This is a genomic window from Ohtaekwangia koreensis (assembly GCF_900167975.1).
Classification (GTDB): domain Bacteria; phylum Bacteroidota; class Bacteroidia; order Cytophagales; family Cyclobacteriaceae; genus Ohtaekwangia; species Ohtaekwangia koreensis.
Genome location: NZ_FUZU01000005.1, coordinates 221,747 through 240,652, shown reverse-complemented (window position 1 = coordinate 240,652; position 18,906 = coordinate 221,747). Strand labels below are relative to the sequence as shown.

The 18,906-nt window shown below is 43.1% G+C and carries 16 protein-coding genes; 8 read left to right on the top strand and 8 right to left on the bottom strand.

Annotation, left to right across the window (positions count from 1 at the left end):
• Positions 1–47 precede the first annotated feature (47 nt).
• The 7 genes from B5Y40_RS28205 to B5Y40_RS28175 all read right to left on the bottom strand — a co-directional run bounded on the left by B5Y40_RS28205 (position 48) and on the right by B5Y40_RS28175 (position 8,431).
• Entirely contained in the window at positions 48–2,993 is a 2,946-nt protein-coding gene (locus tag B5Y40_RS28205; protein WP_079690249.1) for a tetratricopeptide repeat protein, read from the bottom strand.
• A gap of 97 nt (positions 2,994–3,090) precedes the next feature.
• Positions 3,091–3,378, bottom strand: coding sequence for an Asp-tRNA(Asn)/Glu-tRNA(Gln) amidotransferase subunit GatC (gene gatC / locus B5Y40_RS28200; protein ID WP_079690248.1), 288 nt, complete (start codon positions 3,376–3,378; stop codon positions 3,091–3,093).
• Complete coding sequence (locus B5Y40_RS28195; RefSeq protein ID WP_079690247.1) at positions 3,350–4,132, bottom strand: lysophospholipid acyltransferase family protein; 783 nt, start codon at positions 4,130–4,132, stop codon at positions 3,350–3,352. The genes gatC and B5Y40_RS28195 overlap by 29 nt, the downstream gene beginning before the upstream one ends.
• A gap of 218 nt (positions 4,133–4,350) precedes the next feature.
• Positions 4,351–5,682: a M24 family metallopeptidase gene (locus tag B5Y40_RS28190; protein ID WP_079690246.1), complete on the bottom strand. Its 1,332-nt coding sequence runs from the start codon at positions 5,680–5,682 to the stop codon at positions 4,351–4,353.
• 9 nt (positions 5,683–5,691) lie between these two features.
• Positions 5,692–6,243, bottom strand: coding sequence for an acyl-CoA thioesterase (locus B5Y40_RS28185; RefSeq protein ID WP_079690245.1), 552 nt, complete (start codon positions 6,241–6,243; stop codon positions 5,692–5,694).
• A 180-nt stretch (positions 6,244–6,423) separates the two neighbouring features.
• Positions 6,424–7,764: an MATE family efflux transporter gene (locus B5Y40_RS28180; protein WP_079690244.1), complete on the bottom strand. Its 1,341-nt coding sequence runs from the start codon at positions 7,762–7,764 to the stop codon at positions 6,424–6,426.
• A 109-nt stretch (positions 7,765–7,873) separates the two neighbouring features.
• Positions 7,874–8,431 carry an NUDIX domain-containing protein gene (locus B5Y40_RS28175; RefSeq protein ID WP_079690243.1) on the bottom strand — a complete coding sequence of 186 codons (558 nt, stop codon included), beginning with the start codon at positions 8,429–8,431 and terminating at the stop codon, positions 7,874–7,876.
• A 226-nt stretch (positions 8,432–8,657) separates the two neighbouring features.
• Between B5Y40_RS28175 and B5Y40_RS28170 the strand changes: the two genes are divergently transcribed.
• The 6 genes from B5Y40_RS28170 (at position 8,658) to B5Y40_RS28145 (ending at position 14,226) form a co-directional block, all read left to right on the top strand.
• Positions 8,658–9,254: a ribonuclease HII gene (locus B5Y40_RS28170; protein WP_079690242.1), complete on the top strand. Its 597-nt coding sequence runs from the start codon at positions 8,658–8,660 to the stop codon at positions 9,252–9,254.
• Between the two features lie 104 nt (positions 9,255–9,358).
• A complete protein-coding gene (locus B5Y40_RS28165) occupies positions 9,359–10,771 on the top strand; it encodes a serine hydrolase (RefSeq protein ID WP_079690241.1) in 1,413 nt (470 codons plus the stop codon).
• Positions 10,772–10,953: 182 nt separating this feature from the next.
• Positions 10,954–11,724, top strand: coding sequence for an NRDE family protein (locus tag B5Y40_RS28160; RefSeq protein ID WP_079690239.1), 771 nt, complete (start codon positions 10,954–10,956; stop codon positions 11,722–11,724).
• 48 nt (positions 11,725–11,772) lie between these two features.
• The gene (locus tag B5Y40_RS28155) at positions 11,773–12,639 is read left to right on the top strand and encodes an alpha/beta hydrolase (RefSeq protein WP_079690237.1); all 867 of its coding nucleotides are present in this window, start codon (positions 11,773–11,775) and stop codon (positions 12,637–12,639) included.
• 182 nt (positions 12,640–12,821) lie between these two features.
• Complete coding sequence (locus B5Y40_RS28150) at positions 12,822–13,535, top strand: ABC transporter ATP-binding protein (RefSeq protein ID WP_079690236.1); 714 nt, start codon at positions 12,822–12,824, stop codon at positions 13,533–13,535.
• Positions 13,536–13,677: 142 nt separating this feature from the next.
• Positions 13,678–14,226, top strand: a complete 549-nt coding sequence (locus B5Y40_RS28145) for a cob(I)yrinic acid a,c-diamide adenosyltransferase (RefSeq protein WP_079690234.1) — start codon at positions 13,678–13,680, stop codon at positions 14,224–14,226.
• 65 nt (positions 14,227–14,291) lie between these two features.
• Here B5Y40_RS28145 and B5Y40_RS28140 read toward each other — a convergent pair whose 3' ends face one another.
• Positions 14,292–16,970, bottom strand: coding sequence for a putative LPS assembly protein LptD (locus B5Y40_RS28140; protein ID WP_079690232.1), 2,679 nt, complete (start codon positions 16,968–16,970; stop codon positions 14,292–14,294).
• Between B5Y40_RS28140 and B5Y40_RS28135 the strand changes: the two genes are divergently transcribed.
• The gene (locus B5Y40_RS28135) at positions 16,969–17,880 is read left to right on the top strand and encodes an N-acetylmuramoyl-L-alanine amidase family protein (protein WP_185145749.1); all 912 of its coding nucleotides are present in this window, start codon (positions 16,969–16,971) and stop codon (positions 17,878–17,880) included. The genes B5Y40_RS28140 and B5Y40_RS28135 overlap by 2 nt on opposite strands.
• A gap of 45 nt (positions 17,881–17,925) precedes the next feature.
• Complete coding sequence (locus tag B5Y40_RS28130; protein ID WP_079690231.1) at positions 17,926–18,885, top strand: MlaD family protein; 960 nt, start codon at positions 17,926–17,928, stop codon at positions 18,883–18,885.
• Positions 18,886–18,906: the final 21 nt, after the last annotated feature.

Genomic DNA, 18,906 nt, shown 5'->3' with positions numbered 1-18,906 from the left:
CAACTATTGCCTCGGAATTAATCCGGGGCAATAGCTATATATACCTATCAGAAACCTCGCTCCAATTCCTGGAGCCGCTGCCGGGCGCTGGCAGCATATAGATCAAATCCCTGACGTATTGCTTCTTCAGCGTAAGCTTTCAGCAAGCGATATGAATTTCCGTTAACCTGTATAGCTTCCGAAAGAATTGTATAAGGCTTCATACTTTTAGCATCCTTCTCGCGGAAAAAATCGGCTGCGGCCAATATACCTTCTTCGAAGTAGGGATTATAGCGGCTTACAATTTCAAAGTTCTTTCCGGCATTCAATGTATCGCCATTGGATGCGTTGATCAATGCCGTATACAGAATCTTCTCCAATGTACGCGATCCGTTAAATTCAACACCCTTGTTAATCTGTGTTGCCAGTGACCGCAGCTCCAGACGTGATGCCAGCATTCGTAATTCAAAGTGCTGTACATTTTCATATAGTGTTTTATCCGTCAACTCCAGGCCTGCAATGCGATTGAAGAATCGTATAGCCGGTACATATTGTTCAGCCCTATAATACTTGTTACTGATGTCGAGTAAAGCCTGGGCCTTATAGTTTGCATTCTGAAATGTATTTACAAGGCGGTCGAACACAATAGAATCGCGCAGGCTGATGCGATAGCGACAGAATTGATATTTCTCTGCATCTGTTAAGGATATAGCTTCCTGTGTCGACAGTGTTAATATCTTTCTGATACGCGTTGCAATTTTTTGCTGTGCTTCATCTTTCCCGGCAGCCACTGTGTCCCAGGCTACCAACGCATCGGGTATACGCGAAGCTTCGGTGAGTGCAATGGCGTGATAGAAACGCGCGTCTTTATAATCATACGTATCAGCATAACTAAAATAATCAGCAGCAACAGCAGGATTGGCTTGCTCCAGAGCCCAAAGTCCCATGATATAATTATACTTTCCCTGGTTGGCTTGGCCCAGGTATAGTTGTTCCGCCATGATCTCAAGTGCCTTGGCTACATTTCCCTGGTGATAAAACGCATAGGCCAGCGCAGATTTCAATGAGATGCTATAGTCTACATTCATAGTATCGGACGCAATGGTGTAGGCACGTTTTGTAAAGGCGGTGTCCAATGTCTTTGCGTTCTTAATGATATAGTTATTCATTAAAGTAGCAGACTTTAAATCCAATATGCGCACTGCGAGCGGGTCGTTCTTTACGGTTAGTGGCTGGCCATACAAGGATGATAACGCCAATGCATTTGCCATCGTAGCCGATGAATTGGTATTGAAAACACCGAGGATAGAATCGGCTTGCAGGGGAAGCAATTCACCGGTAGCCATAGCAAAGAAGTTTGTCTCAGCAGCATCTTTGGAAACATCATGTTCACGAGCCTTGCTGAAATATACCAGGGCAGAATCCAGGTTATGTACTTTAGCATATGCTAAGCCGAGGTTGTTGGCAATCGTACCGGACTCCGGCATAATCCTAATGCCATTATGATATTGTTCTATAGCATCGAATACTTCATTCTGCCATATTAAAATGTTTCCGGCATTGGCAAGTGAATATTCAGATGCCCTCTTAAAATTGGCAGCGTTATAATTTTCCTGAGCACCTTCAAAATTGAAACGCATTCCTTTTATAACTCCCAAAGCGTAGTTCGAGCGATGATTTCCTGCGCCCTGCGCTCTTCCCTGATCGTAGAATGATTCCGTGTATACTTCGTTGCCTTGCAATGCATATAGGTCACCCGCGCTGTTGTAGAATCCAGCCATACCGTTGTATACATAGCCTTTCCAATCGGATACGAATATAAAGGCGAGCATGGCAATCAGTCCTGCAAAGCGATACGTGAAGTATGGCATCCGGTTCGGCTTATACAGGATTTTGTAGATGGGCATATTCTGCGCCAGCATCACGATATAGTTCGAAAACACATAGGTGAGGAAAATGATACCAAAGCCTGCATGGCTAAAGATTATAACATCACGGATGATCTTCAGAGCAGGATCATTGGCATTGCCCAATAGCTGTCCCGTGGTAGCAAAACATATTGCACCCATCGCCAGGTAGAAGTATGCTCCGAATGGATAAAACGAAAGCACATTTCCATATATAGCTTCTCTGCCACGATATCCCCAGATGCCCAATATAGCAGAGATCGTCAACAGCAAGTAAAGATTGATGTATATAAAATTCCACCGGATAACATCCATTTCATGCAGCGCAGTTATGACAACGTTCGCCATGTAGATGACACTGATGATGGAAAGATGTCGTAAGCTTTTAGAAGACCCCTGGCTGATTACGTTGATGAATGCTGCAAGTACCTCGTGGGCGATCATGATAATAAACAATACTGAAATGATCAGGCCCGGTGTATATCCCGTGAGGGTAAGGTGATACAAGGGATATTCTACTTCAGAAAAAAATGCAACTGTCAGCGCTAACAGTAACGTGATGCTCGCAAACAGCAGTAACCGTTTCATGAACGATACCGAAGTTTTAAAGCGGTTAAAATAAAACGCGGGCACTATATATAGCACTAACGCCATCACTACCGGTATGCGGTTAAACTGACCGAATATACCCAACACCTCGAGCCGGAGACTTACTACAAAAAGAATGAACAGTGCCATTCCGAAGAAATACCAGAAGCGCTCAATGGTGGTAATGACGGTAAGCAGTATAATCGCGCTGGCGATAAGAACAAACAGGAATATATAGGATGCCGTTGTATTCGGTTCAACACTACTACCGTTAAAGTATTCCAGTATGGTATAGCTCTCGGCTGGTATATTTAGTACAAAAGGTCCCAGCCGGAAATTATGGACGGTCGTTTCAACCGTTCTTTGCTCTTGTATGGTATCCCAATGTATAACACCATCAACTCCCTGAAAATACGAAAACCACAAAAAGAATAAGGAGAGGAAAAATACAGCGGCAGTGGCGTAGCCGATCCAGCGATAATCTTTCAGCCAATTCTTCCAGAAGAAAAGTGATTGCATTTTGGTTACAGAATCAAATGTTAAAGCGTACAAGTTTAAAAAAATAAACCCGGAAGGCTTTCACAATCTTCCGGGTTCACTCCTCAACAGGAAACGATTATTCCAATACTTTTGGTACTCTGAAATAGTCGGAATCTTTTTTAGGTGCATTGCGCAGCGCACGTTCATGGCTCAGGTGTTCTTTCACCTCGTCTTCACGCAGTGCATTTATTTCGTGGCTCATGGTAGTAAGCGGTTCAACACCATCTGTGTTTACTTCCTTCAGTTTCTCAACCCAATCTACAATGGCGGTCATGTCTTTCATCATCTTCTCGGCATCCTTCTCATCAAATTCAAGACGTGAAAGGTGAGCGATTTTATCCAGCAGGGCGCGATCTATATTCATTATTTATGATGTTCGTTGGTATATGCAGATTTGCTAAATTCCTTTTCAATTCCTCATCAATAATCCGGAACACTTTTTCCTTCAAAGAATCTACGTCTTGCAACGTAAGCCCGGTCGTTTCAATGGGCTCATGAAAGATGACTTTAAGCGGATGCCAGTGTAACAGAAACTGATCAGCGGGCAAAATTATCCAATTATATGGAATGGTGACAGGTACAATGGCAATTTGTTTCTCGATCGCGATGCGAAATGCTCCGTCCTTAAAACGTCCCATCACCGGATCGCGTTCTGTTACCACCCCTCCTTCCGGAAAGATTACAAGGCTTTTTCCCTCATCAACGGCTTCGAGCGACCGCTTCACAGAGGTATAGCGGCTTTTTAGTTTATTCCGATCTACGGTAATATGAAGCTTGCCGTACATATAGCCAAAGAGTGGAATTTTTTGTATTTCATTCTTCCCGACAAAAATGGTGTTGTAATGATTCAACCCCGCGGTAGGAATGTCCATATATGAAAAATGATTCGGACAAAAGATGTACTGCTTTTTTGGATCCGGTTTCTTTCTGTACTCTACCCGGAAAGGAATAAATACAAAGAACAATAGCAGTCGCGCCCACCAGCGATTGATGATGCCGGTTAGTTTGTACTGACTGGGGAAAATAATTGGAATCAGCAGAAACGGAAATAAGAGCAGGAACAGTATGGCAAACACCAGCACCCCGTAGGAGGTATGTATAACTCGCAGTATTTTCATGATCTTACCTCACCTGACGCTTCAAAGAAATCATCTTTGAAAATCACATCTATAAAAATAATTAACTGGCTGAATTTATTCTATTCCCAAGAGTAAATATTCCCGGTTTCCGCATTATGTTTTCTGGAAAATTCTGTTAACAAACCAAACGCATAACGCACAGAACAAGACCCTTCAACACGCAGCATTTTTATAAACGCTACTATCTATAGTCTTCATTATCGGTTAATCTTGCTCTGCTTTGGGATTACGATCAGTTCGGTCTGCCGCCCATCGATATAGCGGAAACCGGTTTCATCAAAATATCCATCCTCTTCAAGCTTGATCTGAATATCTTTTTTCCATTCAGCAATAGATACTGTAACGTTTAGCTCGATGGAATACGCGGTGTTATAGTATAGCGGATAATCGCCTTGCACCAGTACACCTTGCTGCATATCCCACATACCAATAGTTGGACCAGCAGCGTGTCCGTGATAACCGATAGGATGAGTATATATAGAAGGACGTAATCCCTCATCTATAGCTTGCTTGCGCGATTCCGACAGCATGGCGTTGCCACTTTTTCCCAACACAAAACTGTGGGTGAGTATATCTTGTAATCTGTTTCCTTTCGCCAATGCACTCTTCAAATATTCAGGTGCATCGGTTTCACCAGGTTTTAATATATAGGCATGTTGTTGTGTATCGGTATTGAGCCGCAGGTATGTAATACCAAAATCAACGTGCAGCAAATCACCGGGCATGATCACCACCGGTTGTGGACGCCTTGCAAATATAGCCTCCGGTTCATTTCGCTGAATCGATACGGAAGGATGAAACCAGGTATCGAGCTTTAATTCTTTTATACGTTCCCGGTACCACCACACTACATCTTCGGTTGTGGTTACACCGGGTTGAATAACTTTATCAGAGAAGCCTTCCTGAATGATATCATGTGCTATACGACAGATCTGCGGATAGATCACCATCTCACGTTCGCTTCGCGTTTCAAGCCAGCCTATAGCAAGCCTTTCGGCAGATATAACACGTGTATGGAATTTTTTATTCAACGCGTTCAGCACCTGATCATAATCGTTAGCAGATATACCATCGGCATGACCAAAGTGTTCTGATTTATTCAATGCAATCTTCCTGGGATTTCGTTCTTCTATAATTCTGGCGAGTTGCTTCCATTGATCCGGTTCGCTATCGGGATCCCAGGCGCGCTTGAAAACTTTACCAACATCGTAACGTGATACGGCAAGGTATTCAACCTCTTTATCAGCACCGCGATCGAATACAACCAGCATGGTTGTTCTGCGTGCAGCCATCCACGTTGCAGGCAATAATGTTTCTATTACCGGGTCTTCATTGTACTCGCGAGAGATCACCACCCACATATCTATACCTTCCCTGCGCATCAGTTTCGGGAGAACCGTATGCAGGCGGTCGTCAAGTAAATCATCGATCACTTTTGCTTGCTCGCGCTGCGAAAGAATTACAGGCGTCTGCGCTGCCGCTGAAGATACAAAGGCTATACATGCCGCTACGAGTAAATACCTGATCATATATATAGTTTACCGGATATCAATAATGCATCGCTCGTTCTTCAACAGTTCAATCGCTTCTGGCATTTCTATTCCAGACTTCGCATCATCCAATGCTTCGCGTATCCTGGTTTTGATTTCCTTCATGCGCAGTGCCTCCACAAAACGTCTTACCTGCTCTTCACTTTCCAGTGTAAGCTTTGGAACCTTCGTAGGTTTGTCATCATCACCTTTTGCCACCATGGTAAAATACGATGAGTTGGTATGTGTGATGGTACCGAGTTTCACATTCTGTGCTTCTACACGAATGCCAACGATCATGGAAGAATTACCAACATAGTTGACCGAGGCATGTAATGATACCAGTTCCCCTACCTCTACCGGCTGAAGAAATTCCACTCTGTCAACGGATACAGTTACACAATACGCACCAGCGTGTTTACTCGAACAGGCATAAGCAACTTTATCCATCAAGGAGAGTAAAATGCCTCCGTGAATTTTTCCACCAAAGTTGGCGTACGAAGGGATCATCAATTCAGTAATCGTAGTTTGGGAGGAGCGGACAGGTTTGATTTCGATCATGGCAAATTCAATATTCGGTGAAATATAGTAAGGTTAATTGTTATACGTTAGCCGTAAACTATTTAAAGTTAAACGCTATTCGTTATTTGTTCAGCAGGAGTCAGAGTATATATACGTTATACACCACCCATTATCGATGTGGAAGTATACTCATAAAGATAACTTTCAGTATAGAATGTTTTAACCGCCAACGGCTAAACGTCTGTCCATAGACCACTTTAGACGAAGGAACATGGCAATGGCAGTAAGCGTAAGTCCTATGAGAAGTCCCATCCAGATGCCGATAGCCTGGTAATCGGTTTTGAAACCAAGCCAATAGCCGAGAGGCAAACCAATCACCCAGTATGAAATGAAAATAAAGAAGGACGGTATTTTTACATCCTGCAGTCCACGTAACGCAGAGGCGCAGACTACTTGTGCGCCATCGGATAATTGGAATATAGCAGCCACAATCAACAACGATGCTGCGATCGGAATCACCGTAGGGTCATTTACATAAAGGGTAGGCAACCAGTTATTCGCTATAATAAATATAGCTGCCGTGATACTCATAAAGAGAAGTGCCATGCCCAACAATGTATAGGCCGCGAGGCGCATATTCTTATAATCACGTGCTCCGGAAAAATATCCAACCCGAATGGTTGCTGCAGTGCCAAGCCCGGCTGTAGTCATATAGCTTAGTGTTGCCAGATTGATGGCGATCTGGTGCGCAGCTTGTGTTTTTGTTCCCAGCCAACCCATCATGACCAGGGAAAAATCAAATGCTGCGGCTTCAAATATAAATTGGACACCACTGGGGATACCGAGGTGCAACATCTTTGAAAAAAGCTTCTTTGAATAGTTACCCCACGAGAACGCTGCACGAAACTTCCGGAAGGAAGGAATATAGTATATATATACGGCGATGGCAATCGCCATAAAAATCCGCGAGATAAACGTTGCCCACGCGGCACCAATCAATCCGAAAGCAGGAGAACCTGCGTGACCATACACCAGTATATAATTCAGGATCACATTTAATATGTTCGCCAGGATCATCACGACTAACGCTACACGTGTATTGGACAATCCTTCAGCAAATTGTTTATAGCTCTGGAAGACCATCATCGGTACCAGTGAAAACGCCACGATGCTTAAAAAGGGAATCGCGCGTTCTACAACTTCCACAGGTTGATTGATGTGATACAAAACATTCTTTCCAATCTCCACTACGCCAATCAAAATAAAAGCATTGATCACATTGATGACGAGTCCGTGGCGAAGCGTCTCGACGATATCTGTATCGTTGTTCTCACCTTGTGCTGCGGCCACCAACGGTGTTATAGCAAACGACACTCCTATACCAAAGAGCATGAATACGTTAAACACAACAACAGCTAAACCCGCTGCTGCCAGCGACTCTGCATTGAGGTGCCCTACCATCATGGTATCTGTAACACTCATCATAACATGCCCGAGGTTACTGAGCATGACGGGATAAGCCAGGTGAAAGTTCTCTTTGAAGTGTGTGCGAATGGTCATGGGATATATAGATGTGTGCTGCCGAATTTGTTCGTGGCCATTATACGGCAACCAACACCTTACGGTTTATGGATTTGATATATAGGTGAGCTTAAGCTTGAAGTTTGTATCAGATTTTTTTCAATCTCCCCAACGTCAGCAAGCCGATAACGCTTAGGCTGTCCGTTATCTCTCCGCGCATCACCATGTCAATGGCTTCCTGCAGCGGCAGCTTCCATACTTTCAGGTCTGCTTCTGTTTCTTCCAGGTTGTTTACACCATACTCCAGGTCCTCCGCCAAAAACAAAAAGCCTTCTTCATCGGTCACGGAGTTGGAAGTATGAAGACGCGCAATCCTTGTCCACTTCTTTGCAGTGATGCCCGTCTCCTCCTGGAGTTCACGCTTTGCAGCATCCAGCGGATCTTCTGATAATGGAGCACCGCCCTCCGGAATCTCCCATTGAAATTCATTCAGGGTATAACGGAATTGTCCAACCAGCCAGGTATTCCCTTCATGATCAACCGGAATTACACCAATCGCTTTATTTCTGAAATGAACTTTGCCATAAATACCTTTTCCTCCGGAAGGATTCAGCACCTGGTATTCCGTTACCTGTATCCAACGGTTCTCATATTTTTCTTCACCAGATAAAGTGGTCCAAGGATTTTTTATTTCTTTCTGATTCATGAGATTTCCCAATTAGCTTTTTCGCAGATGAAGATTTTAAACCGGAGTCAAAAGTTGAACGCCAAAGCTATTCGATTTCTTTTTTGTATGAAATCAAATCTATTTTAAGTTTGTGAAACGTTAACGGTTAAGCGTTATTCGTGAATTGTTATCCGTGCAGAAAATATAAACGAGTAACGATCACCATTAACGTTAACGGGTAACCAATAACGTATAACTTCTACCGATGCTACGATCATCCTTTACGAAAGACTTAACCGAAGCGGGCTGCGATGAAGCAGGACGTGGTTGTCTTGCAGGACCTGTGGTAGCTGCTGCTGTTATACTTCCGAAAAAATACAGGCATAAATTACTGAACGATTCCAAGCAGCTGAAGAGAGAAGCGCGGGAAGAATTGCGATATGAAATTCAAAAGGTTGCTATAGCCTGGGCTGTTGGCGAAGTGAGTCACGAAGAAATCGATCAGATCAATATTTTAAATGCATCGTTCAAAGCCATGCACCTTGCATTGGACAAGCTGAATGAGTCACCACAGTTATTGCTTATTGACGGCAATCGTTTCAAACCCTATCGGGATATACGTCATGAATGTATCATCAAAGGCGATGCAACGTATTTGTCTATTGCCGCTGCATCGGTGTTGGCAAAAACATATCGTGATGACCTGATGCAGAATCTTGCGAATCAATTTCCGGGTTATGGATGGGAAACGAATGTAGGCTATCCAACCGAAGCACATCGCGATGGTATCAAACAATTTGGAGTCACACCGTATCATCGAAGATCTTTTACATTGCTGCCTGAGCAGCTCGAACTTTTCTAAAGCAGCACAACCAATAGTGCACACATACTACCTCTCATCCCCAATAAATTTCAGGTTCAAATGCAATCGTTATATATTTATCAACAACACTGACCCTGAATCGAATGTTGAAGAGAATACTTTTTCTGCTTCTAGCAGTACATACTTGCTTTGCGTATTGTCAAACCACGCCTGCTGAAAATGCTGACGCACTCCGGTTGCTGGATGAATGGTTCAAAGCGCAGGCTGAATACGATAACTTACCCGGCATTTCCGTAGGGATTGTAAAAGATCAGGAACTCCTCTGGAGTAAAGGTTATGGTAAAGCAGATATAGCCAAGAATATTCCGGCTCAGGCCAACACTATATATAGCGTCTGCTCGATTTCAAAACTGTTTACAGCGGTTGCCATTATGCAACTGCGTGACGCAGGCAAACTTCGGTTAGATGATGAAGTGTCTGCAGTGTTACCCTGGTTTAACATCAAGCAATCTTCTGCTGATAGCGGCCCTATCACCATTCGATCTTTACTAACGCATTCATCCGGTCTGCCACGTGAATCTGATTTTCCATATTGGACGGACTCTAACTTCCCCACGAAAGAACAGGTCATTCAAAAATTAAAAGAACAACAAACGCTTTATCCTGCATCAACGTATTTTCAATATAGCAACCTGGGGATCACACTACTTGGATATATAGTGGAAGAAATTTCAGGACTTTCATACGATGAATATATAAACAAAAATATAATCAAGCCGCTTCAACTTTCCGACACGCGCACGTACTTTCCTAAAGAGTTGTGGCAGGGAAGAATGGCTACAGGCTATAGCGATGAAAGCAGAAAAGGCGAGCGCAGAATGCTCGATAAATTTGATACCAAAGGACTGGCTGCTGCAGCAGGATTAACCTCTACTGTAGATGACCTCGCGCGTTTTGCTTCATGGCAGTTTCGCTTGCTGAAGAATGGTGGCACCGAGATTTTAAAATCGTCAACGCTTCGTGAAATGTATAACGTTCACTTTATGGATCCGAACTGGCGTACTTCATGGGGACTTGGCTTCACGGTTGCACAGGTAGATGGAAAGACCTATGTAAGTCATGGTGGATATTGCCCGGGATATCAAACCCTCATCATGATCAATCCAAAAGATAAACTTGCATTTATAGTCATGATCAATGCTATAGGCACAGATCCGAATAAATACTTTGAAGCGATGCGCACAGTATATGCCAAAGGTATTGATGAGAAACCTACGGAGAAGAAAGTAGACCTTGATCAATATAGCGGCTCCTATGGTTTTAAACCCTGGGGTGGCGAACTGATCATTTCGCCATGGGGCGATAAACTCGCGATGGTATATATGCCAAACGATAATCCTAAAAATATGATCCTGCTAAAGTATATAAAGGAAGATACCTTCAGGCGCATTCGTGATGATGGAGAACTGGGCGAAGAAATTACGTTCGAACGCGACAAAGCCGGTAAGATTGTTAAAATGTGGCGAAGCAGCAATTACAGATTGAAACTAAAGTAATATCTCAAGCTCAAAGCAGGAGAGCGTCCACTACAAAATATATAGCTTAATGTTTTAAAATATAAAGTCCTTTCGCCTCGGTGAAGGGACTTTTTTTATGTAATGTATTGAACTGCAGGCAATCTTAATTTGTATAGTATTCGCTTGATAAAAAATTATAACTTGACGGCAGAAAAATCACTATGTGTCTGATCTTCTTCTCTGTTCAAAATCATCCAACCTATAAATTAATTATTGCGGCCAATCGTGATGAGTTTTATAACCGTAAGACTGCGCCTGCCGCGTATTGGGAAGATCATCCTGAGATTTTAGGCGGGCGCGATCTTGAGGCGGGTGGTACATGGATGGCTATGACAAAGTCTGGAAAGATCAGCATGCTGACCAATTATCGTGACCCGCTCAACATCGATCCAAAGGCACCATCGCGTGGTCAGTTAATAACCGATTACCTGCTGTCGGATGAAGGACCGGAAGAATATCTGAAACGGATTGAGAAAAATGGCAAAGTATATAACGGATTCAATCTGTTAGCGGGAAGCGTCAACGAGTTATGGTATTATTCGAACTATAAAGAAGGCGTTGATAAAATTGCTCCCGGCTTTTATGGCATCAGCAATCACCTTCTGGAAACCCCGTGGCCTAAAGTGGTGCGTGGCAAAGAGAAATTCAAACCGCTGTTGCTTCAGCAATACATTGATCCAAAAGATGTTTTTGATATTCTGTATGACGATGCTATAGCAGAAGATGAACGGCTTCCGAATACAGGGTTAACCATCGAACGCGAACGAGCGTTGTCTTCTATGTTTATTAAAACTGAAAATTACGGGTCGAGATGTTCTACTGTTGTACTAGTGGATCACGACAATCATGTATTTTTCAGTGAGCGTGTATATGACCTTAAAACCTTTCAGTTCGCCACGCAAACCTTTCAGTTCACAACAGAAACGGTATAGGTATATAGATCCGCGAAAGCAAGTTGAAAAGTTTTTGTAAACTACGGTATGAAGAAAGACAATACACCTTTCGCGCTAAAAGTTGTGCGCTGGATTTTCCCAAGGGTTGAGCGTATTGCGCCTTCACTTGCACACCAGTACTTCGCCCGGTTATTCTTTACTCCGTTGCGTTATCCAACTCCTGAGAAGGAAAGAAAAGCGGAGACGTTCAGTGAAAAATTTTCATTCGACATCGAAAACAAAAAAGTACAAGCCTATAGATGGGGCAACAGCCCGCGCTATGTTCTTGTCGTGCACGGATGGGCTGGACGCGGAACGCAATTCAGACGATTCGTTAAACCCTTGCTTGCAGCAGAATATAGTGTAATCGGTTTTGACGCTCCTGCTCATGGAAATTCGGAAGGCAAACGCACCACCATTCTTGAATTCGAACAGGTGCTAAAAAAAATATATGAACTGAAAGGACAGCCTGATGCCATCCTTGCGCATTCATTTGGTGGTGGGGCTGCACTATACTCTGCCTTGAACGGACTGCCTATAAAAAAGCTGATCAACATTGCAAGTCCCACGATCGGCGATGAAATTATCAAGAGTTTCCTCAAGGCTGTTAATGCCTCGCAGGGTACAGCTGCTTTTTTCAAGGATTTTATAATGAAGACCTATGGTAAACCTTTTGATGAATATACCGCCCTTCATTTTATAAAACATCTTCCAACACCCATTGACCTTTTACTGATACACGATGCCGATGATAAAGAGGTTGAACTGAAACATGCCGAAGCGTTGGTGAAGATTTATCCACACGCACGCCTGATCCGGACAGAGGGGCTCGGCCATACCCGAATCTTAAAAGACAACGCTGTGATCCGGGCAAGCGTAACATTTATCAGCTCGGGAGCGTCTGGGGAAGAGTAGTATAAATTGTGACCGCCTGTGGATTTCTGGCGGCATTTTGCAACCAAACCCTGGATTAAGAGTATATTGATAGGAAACTTTTCAATAATTATATACATCCTTGTAATTAAATCGTTAAAACACAAACTAATTACCCACAACGCACACGCAGGTATCGGCTCCAGTTTTTAAAAAATATACAGATGAAAATTATTGAGACACATCACATTGCAAAGGTCTACCGCATGGGTAACAACATTGTTAATGCCCTTCAGGATGTAACCATTTCAATTGACAGAGGCGAGTACGTTGCCTTCATGGGGCCATCGGGATCCGGAAAATCAACCCTCATGAATATTGTTGGTTGTCTCGATACACCTACCAGTGGCACATATAGTCTCAATAATCATTTGGTAAGTGAAATGACGGAGAACGAATTGGCTGAAGTCCGGAATAAGGAAATCGGATTCGTGTTCCAGACGTTTAACCTCCTCCCCCGCGCTTCTGCATTGGAGAACGTAGCGCTTCCATTAATCTATGCAGGCTATAGCAGGTCGGAACGTGAAGAGATGGCGATGGCCGCGTTGGAAAGTGTGAGCCTTGCCGATCGTTATCATCACAAACCGAATGAACTCTCCGGAGGTCAGCGTCAACGGGTAGCAATAGCACGTGCACTCGTAAACAATCCTTCTATTATACTTGCTGATGAACCTACCGGGAACCTGGATACGAAAACTTCATACGACATTATGAATCTTTTCCAGGAACTTCACGATAAAGGCAACACCATTATTATGGTAACGCACGAAGACGACATTGCACATTATTCGCACCGGATTATTCGCCTTCGCGATGGCCTTATTGAGTGGGATCGTAAAAATGAAAACATCAACCGCGGCAGACCGGTTGAAGCTTAGAAAAAGCGTTAGGCGTTAGGCTGTTAGGCTGTACGTTTAACGCCACCTATAAAAGTATACTACACTGAAAGCTTAATCTGAAGAGCTTTCAGTTATACTGAGATCTTTCTTTTAACTTCCGGTTTTCAAAAAGGAAGTGTTCATGAAAATATATACCAAGACTGGCGATAAGGGTACCACTGCGCTCTTTGGAGGAAAGCGTGTATCGAAAGCCGACCTGCGCATTGACACCTACGGAACGGTGGACGAGTTGAACTCATGGATCGGTATGGTGCGTGATCTGGATGTCAATCAAAAAAGAAAAGATGTCTTGATTGAAATTCAAGACCGCCTTTTTACAATCGGTTCTATACTCGCTACGGAGCCGGGCAATACGAAAGTAAAGATTCCTGTTCTATCCGAAACGGATATACAATTCCTCGAAAAACAAATTGATACCATGGACGCTGAATTGCCGCCTATGCGTTTCTTCGTTTTACCAGGTGGTCATCCTGCTATATCCAACTGCCATATAGCGCGCACGGTGTGTCGCAGAAGCGAGCGATTGATCATTGCACTAAGCGAACTGGAAGGTGTCCCCGAAGAAGTTATCAAGTATATAAATCGTCTTTCAGACTATCTTTTTGTACTCGCACGAAAGGTAGCGCATGAGCTTGGAGCAGAAGAAACTCCCTGGAAGCCTCGTATGTGATGATATACTGTTGATCCGTTAAAGGCTATCCGTATAGCGGACGACCATTAACGAATCATTTATTACTAGAGGTTGTCGAGGAATGATTTGCGTCTTTCGAGTTTCAGATCCTGTAAAATGCTTGCCTTTACATTGATGGTAAAGTTGAAGGACTGGAATCTTCCGAAAGGTGTCCAATTCAAATGCATGGTCCAGCAATGAAGATCACGTGATATACCCAGGTTGGTTTGTGTAAACTCTTTGGACTCAAAGTGATATCCGGTGCTATAGGTCACTTTCCATTTTTCAGAGAGTGAAAGATCTCCATTGGCAGAAACAGTCTGCACTACATTTGGATCAGAGTCAACAGCATGCGTATAGCTAAGGTTGTAACTTAAATTCAAGCTCCACGGTATTTCAAAATCTATATAGGCATCGGGGTTTTGAATGAGAAATTCTTTTTCCTGCTGCGGCATATTGGACTTCGCTATTTTTTCACGACTCGATGTCTCTTTACTTCTTGCCTTCGGATTAAGGTTCGTACTCATGGCTAATGTAGCACTGGTGATCCGCCCGAGGCGCCCGCTTTTCCAGGCGAGCTGATCCATCCGTTTTTCTACGGGTTCTTCTCCCTCCACCGGTCGCATTACATAGTTATAGGGATCGAGTGTTGCCGAAAGGTTAAGATTAAGTTTATTATTCAGGATGTTTGTGTTAGCAGATATACCTATAGGGGCCAGCTTAAATGAATCGGCAATGATGTTATAACTGGAACTGAATGAGAGGTTATTCAATAGCATTACTTTACGGGCTACAGAATCTTGTGGCCCCTGTACTTTTGCTTCAAGATTATTCCCTAAACTAAACCCTATAGAGCCGCTCTTACCCGTGTTCGAGCCTCCGTATACAAATCCTTCGTGGTAAGATTTATAAACCGTAAGTGATTTCCCCTGGCTATCATTAGTCTCGAATTCTTCAAAATATTTTCTATTCCCGGTAAAATCCGGAGTAAACCCAAATGATACAGATGGATTCACGACATGGCGTATAGCCTTGATCTTACTATCTTTCTTTTTAAAGAAATATGTTCCATATAGCCTGGTTGTTAAACTGGTGCTGAAAGAATAATTTGAAATACGATTAAACTCTTTTCTTATCGTGTCGCTTCTAAGAATTTCCTTAGTTGTAGGATCTTCATACCATCCCCTTTTCTCAAAATACCATTTCTCTTCATAACTCACCGAAGGTGACACTGTAAAATAACGCAACGCTTTAAACGAGAAAGAAGCTGGTATAGAATGGCGTATACCTTTCTTACCATTCTCGAAAAATCTACCGAAGCTGTTGAAGTTAAACGGGGCTATACTATCGGTATCGGAGTTTCCGATCTTGCCCAGATTATTGGTTACACGGTTCGATGCTGCCATCGAATAGGACACCGAGAAGTTATCCAACGGTCCGTTGCTCGAACCATTCTTTCTCTGGAAAGGGTATATATTCGTCATGTTCACCGTAAGGGTAGGCAACGACAAGTCAACTATCTTGGTAACAAGATCCTGGTTGTGACTCATGTTCAACCCCATGGTAAAAGGAGTACCTGTGAAACGCTTGCTATAGGAAATATTGGAACTCAGCTTCGTTGATATATTGCTCAGGCTTGATGTGGTTAAGTCTGCCGATGTACCATATCCCAAATAGTTATTCTGATTATAGGTTGTAGTCGCGGCATTAACCGAAGCAGAAAATCTGCCTGTACCCTTGGACTGTGGCGAGTGGCTCCACGTTAACCGGAAATCTTTTGTAAAGTTCTGTGTCTCGATCTTATCATCAGAATCCGGATTCTTCGAGTATGAGAAATTTAATGAACCACTATAATGATAGCGCTTCAGGTAGCTTGAGTTTGCATATAGGGCATGACCTCCTTTTGAATAAATATCTCCGGTGAGGGCAAGCTTGGCATACTCGCTGATATCAAAGAAGTATCCACCTCCACGCAAGTTGAAACCTCTTCTTCGCTCTTCACCATACGATGGCACTATAATACCGGAAGCGCTTTTACGAGGCGAAGGGAACATGCCGAAAAGGAACCCGATGGGTAATGGAATATCATTGAACTCCATATAGAAAGGTCCCGCTACAATTTTATCGTTCGGTATAGCCTTTGTTTTCGTTGCCCTGATCCGGAAGTGAGGATGTTCCAGGTTACAGGTAGTATAACTATTGTGTACACTGAGAATCTCGTTGTTCTCATTCTTGAAGGCAGCCTCACTATGCAGGTATCCTTCGCCTTGCTGCGTTACTACTTCACTGATCCGTGCACGCTTGGTCTTGAAATTATAAATGATATCTTTGGTCTCATATAGCTCGGCACCATTTTTAAAGACGGGATAACCTATACGCTGGCCGAGGGAATCGCGAGTGCCATGTGCCGTGAGTGTACTGTTGGCATAGTCAATCACAATTTCATCTGCCTCCAGTTCAATCTCGCCATATACTATCTTTGCCTGCCCATATAGCCATACCATCTGGTTATCAAGTGTAGCACGAATAGAATCTCTGGCTGAATAGTTGATAGTAGTTTCGATATCACCTTTCGGAGGCGGTGTTTTTAGTGTATCTGATTTTAAGGTATCGGCTTGTGTGGATGGTGGAGGAATAGTATCAGAAGGTGTTGTATTTTTAATGGAATCGGTCTTAACCCGTAATATACTCTCAGGTGTTTTAACAGTAGGCTCTACCTGCGCATAGGAGGCCATTGAACTCATGAAAAAGAAAGTAAATATAGAAAGTCGCTGCACAGGTGCTGAGTTGAAAATCAGGGCTTTAGCTTTTAGTGAAAAATTCACATTTTTGCGTAAAGTTATTGCAAATAGATTGAACATTGTAAGGCCTGTGAAGAATATTGGATTAACTCTGCTTCTGATAGCAATAACCTTGCTAAATTCATCATCTACCTTTTATCGTACCGATGCAAAGGTAGATGTTATAGTTATCGATGCCGGCCATGGTGGCAAAGACCCTGGCAATATAGGCAAGCAGGCAAGGGAGAAAGACATCGCGCTAAAGTTGGCGCTGAAGCTTGGCGAATATATAGAAAAGAATATGCCGGACGTAAAAGTTATTTACACCCGGAAGGATGATCGCTACCTCGCCCTGGATGAACGCGCAGAGATCGCCAACCGGAACAAAGCCGACTTGTTCATCTGTATACATGCAAACTCTCACTCCAATTCCAAAGCCTTTGGCACCGAAACGTTTACCATGGGTATGCACGTAGATGAACGCAACCTGCAGGTTGCCAAACGTGAGAACTCAGTAATTCTGATGGATGAGAACTATAAAGAACGTTACGAAGGATTCGATCCGAACAGTCCTGAGTCCTATATTCTTTTTACACTAACACAAAGCGCTTACCAGGAAAGCAGCCTGAGCTTTGCTCAAAAAGTAGAAGCTCAGTTCAAGAACAAGGTCGGGCGTTTTAGCCGTGGTGTTAAACAAGCGGGCTTTGTTGTACTCTGGAGAACTACGATGCCGAGTGTTTTGATCGAAGCCGGATTTCTTTCCAATGGAGCTGAAGAAAAATTTCTGTTAACCAACGATGGCCAGGATTTAATTGCTTCCGGAATATACCGGGCCTTTAAAGACTATAAAAGTGAAGTAGAATCTATAAATTGAGGACGAAAACGGTTACTCTGAAATAAACATTTTTTTACTCCCTGCATGAAATTATCAAAAGAATTCAAGGTTGGCCTTTTTATGGTAGTGGCCATCGCGTTGCTCTATTTCGGATTTAACTTTTTGAAAGGCATCGACTTTTTTTCTTCCACCAATAAATACTACGCGATCTATCACAATGTTGATAAGCTTACGGAATCTAACCAGATCTTTTTAAACGGTTATGCGGTGGGCCGTGTAAGTGACATTCAAATACAGCAGAGCAGAGATCGCGTTATTGTTGAACTCGATATTGACTCTGATATTCTCCTCACAGATTCTTCCATCGCTATGCTGAATGGTGAGTTGTTGGGCGGTCGCTTTATTCAACTCGATGTTCGTAAAGGTGGCAAGCCTCTGGAACCAAAGGATACCATGAACTCGGAAGTAGCCAAAGGCATTATGGATTTCATTACACAAAATGCAGAACCGGTAGCTTCCAACCTTACTACTACACTGAAGAAAGTAAATGAGCTGCTTGAGAATCTTTCGGGGAATAGTAAAAGACTTGATACATTGTTTACCGGCTTGCAGTCAACGCCCGGGCTACTGAACAAAACACTTGTTACAGCCAATACCAACATCAACGACCTGGGTGCTAACTTTAAAACTGTTGCTCATAACCTTAACGGTACACTCGAAGAGTTGAAGCCAACCATTGCCAACTTCCATGTGTTATCGGATTCATTAAAGATGATGGAGTTGAATGGCACCGTTAAAAAAGCACAACAAAGTCTTACCAAACTGAATGAAACACTCGCGCGCCTAAATAAAGGTGACAACACCATGAGCAAGCTGCTGACAGAAGACACCTTGTATGTTAACCTGAACAAGCTGTTGCAATCCATCGATTCACTCGCGAAACACTTCGATAAAAACCCGCGGCATTTCTTATCGCCATTGGGCAAAAGCAGCAAGAAAATAGAAAGAGAATTGACACGTCAACGGAAAGAAGATCAGAAATAATTTACAGTTATTTTAGATCTG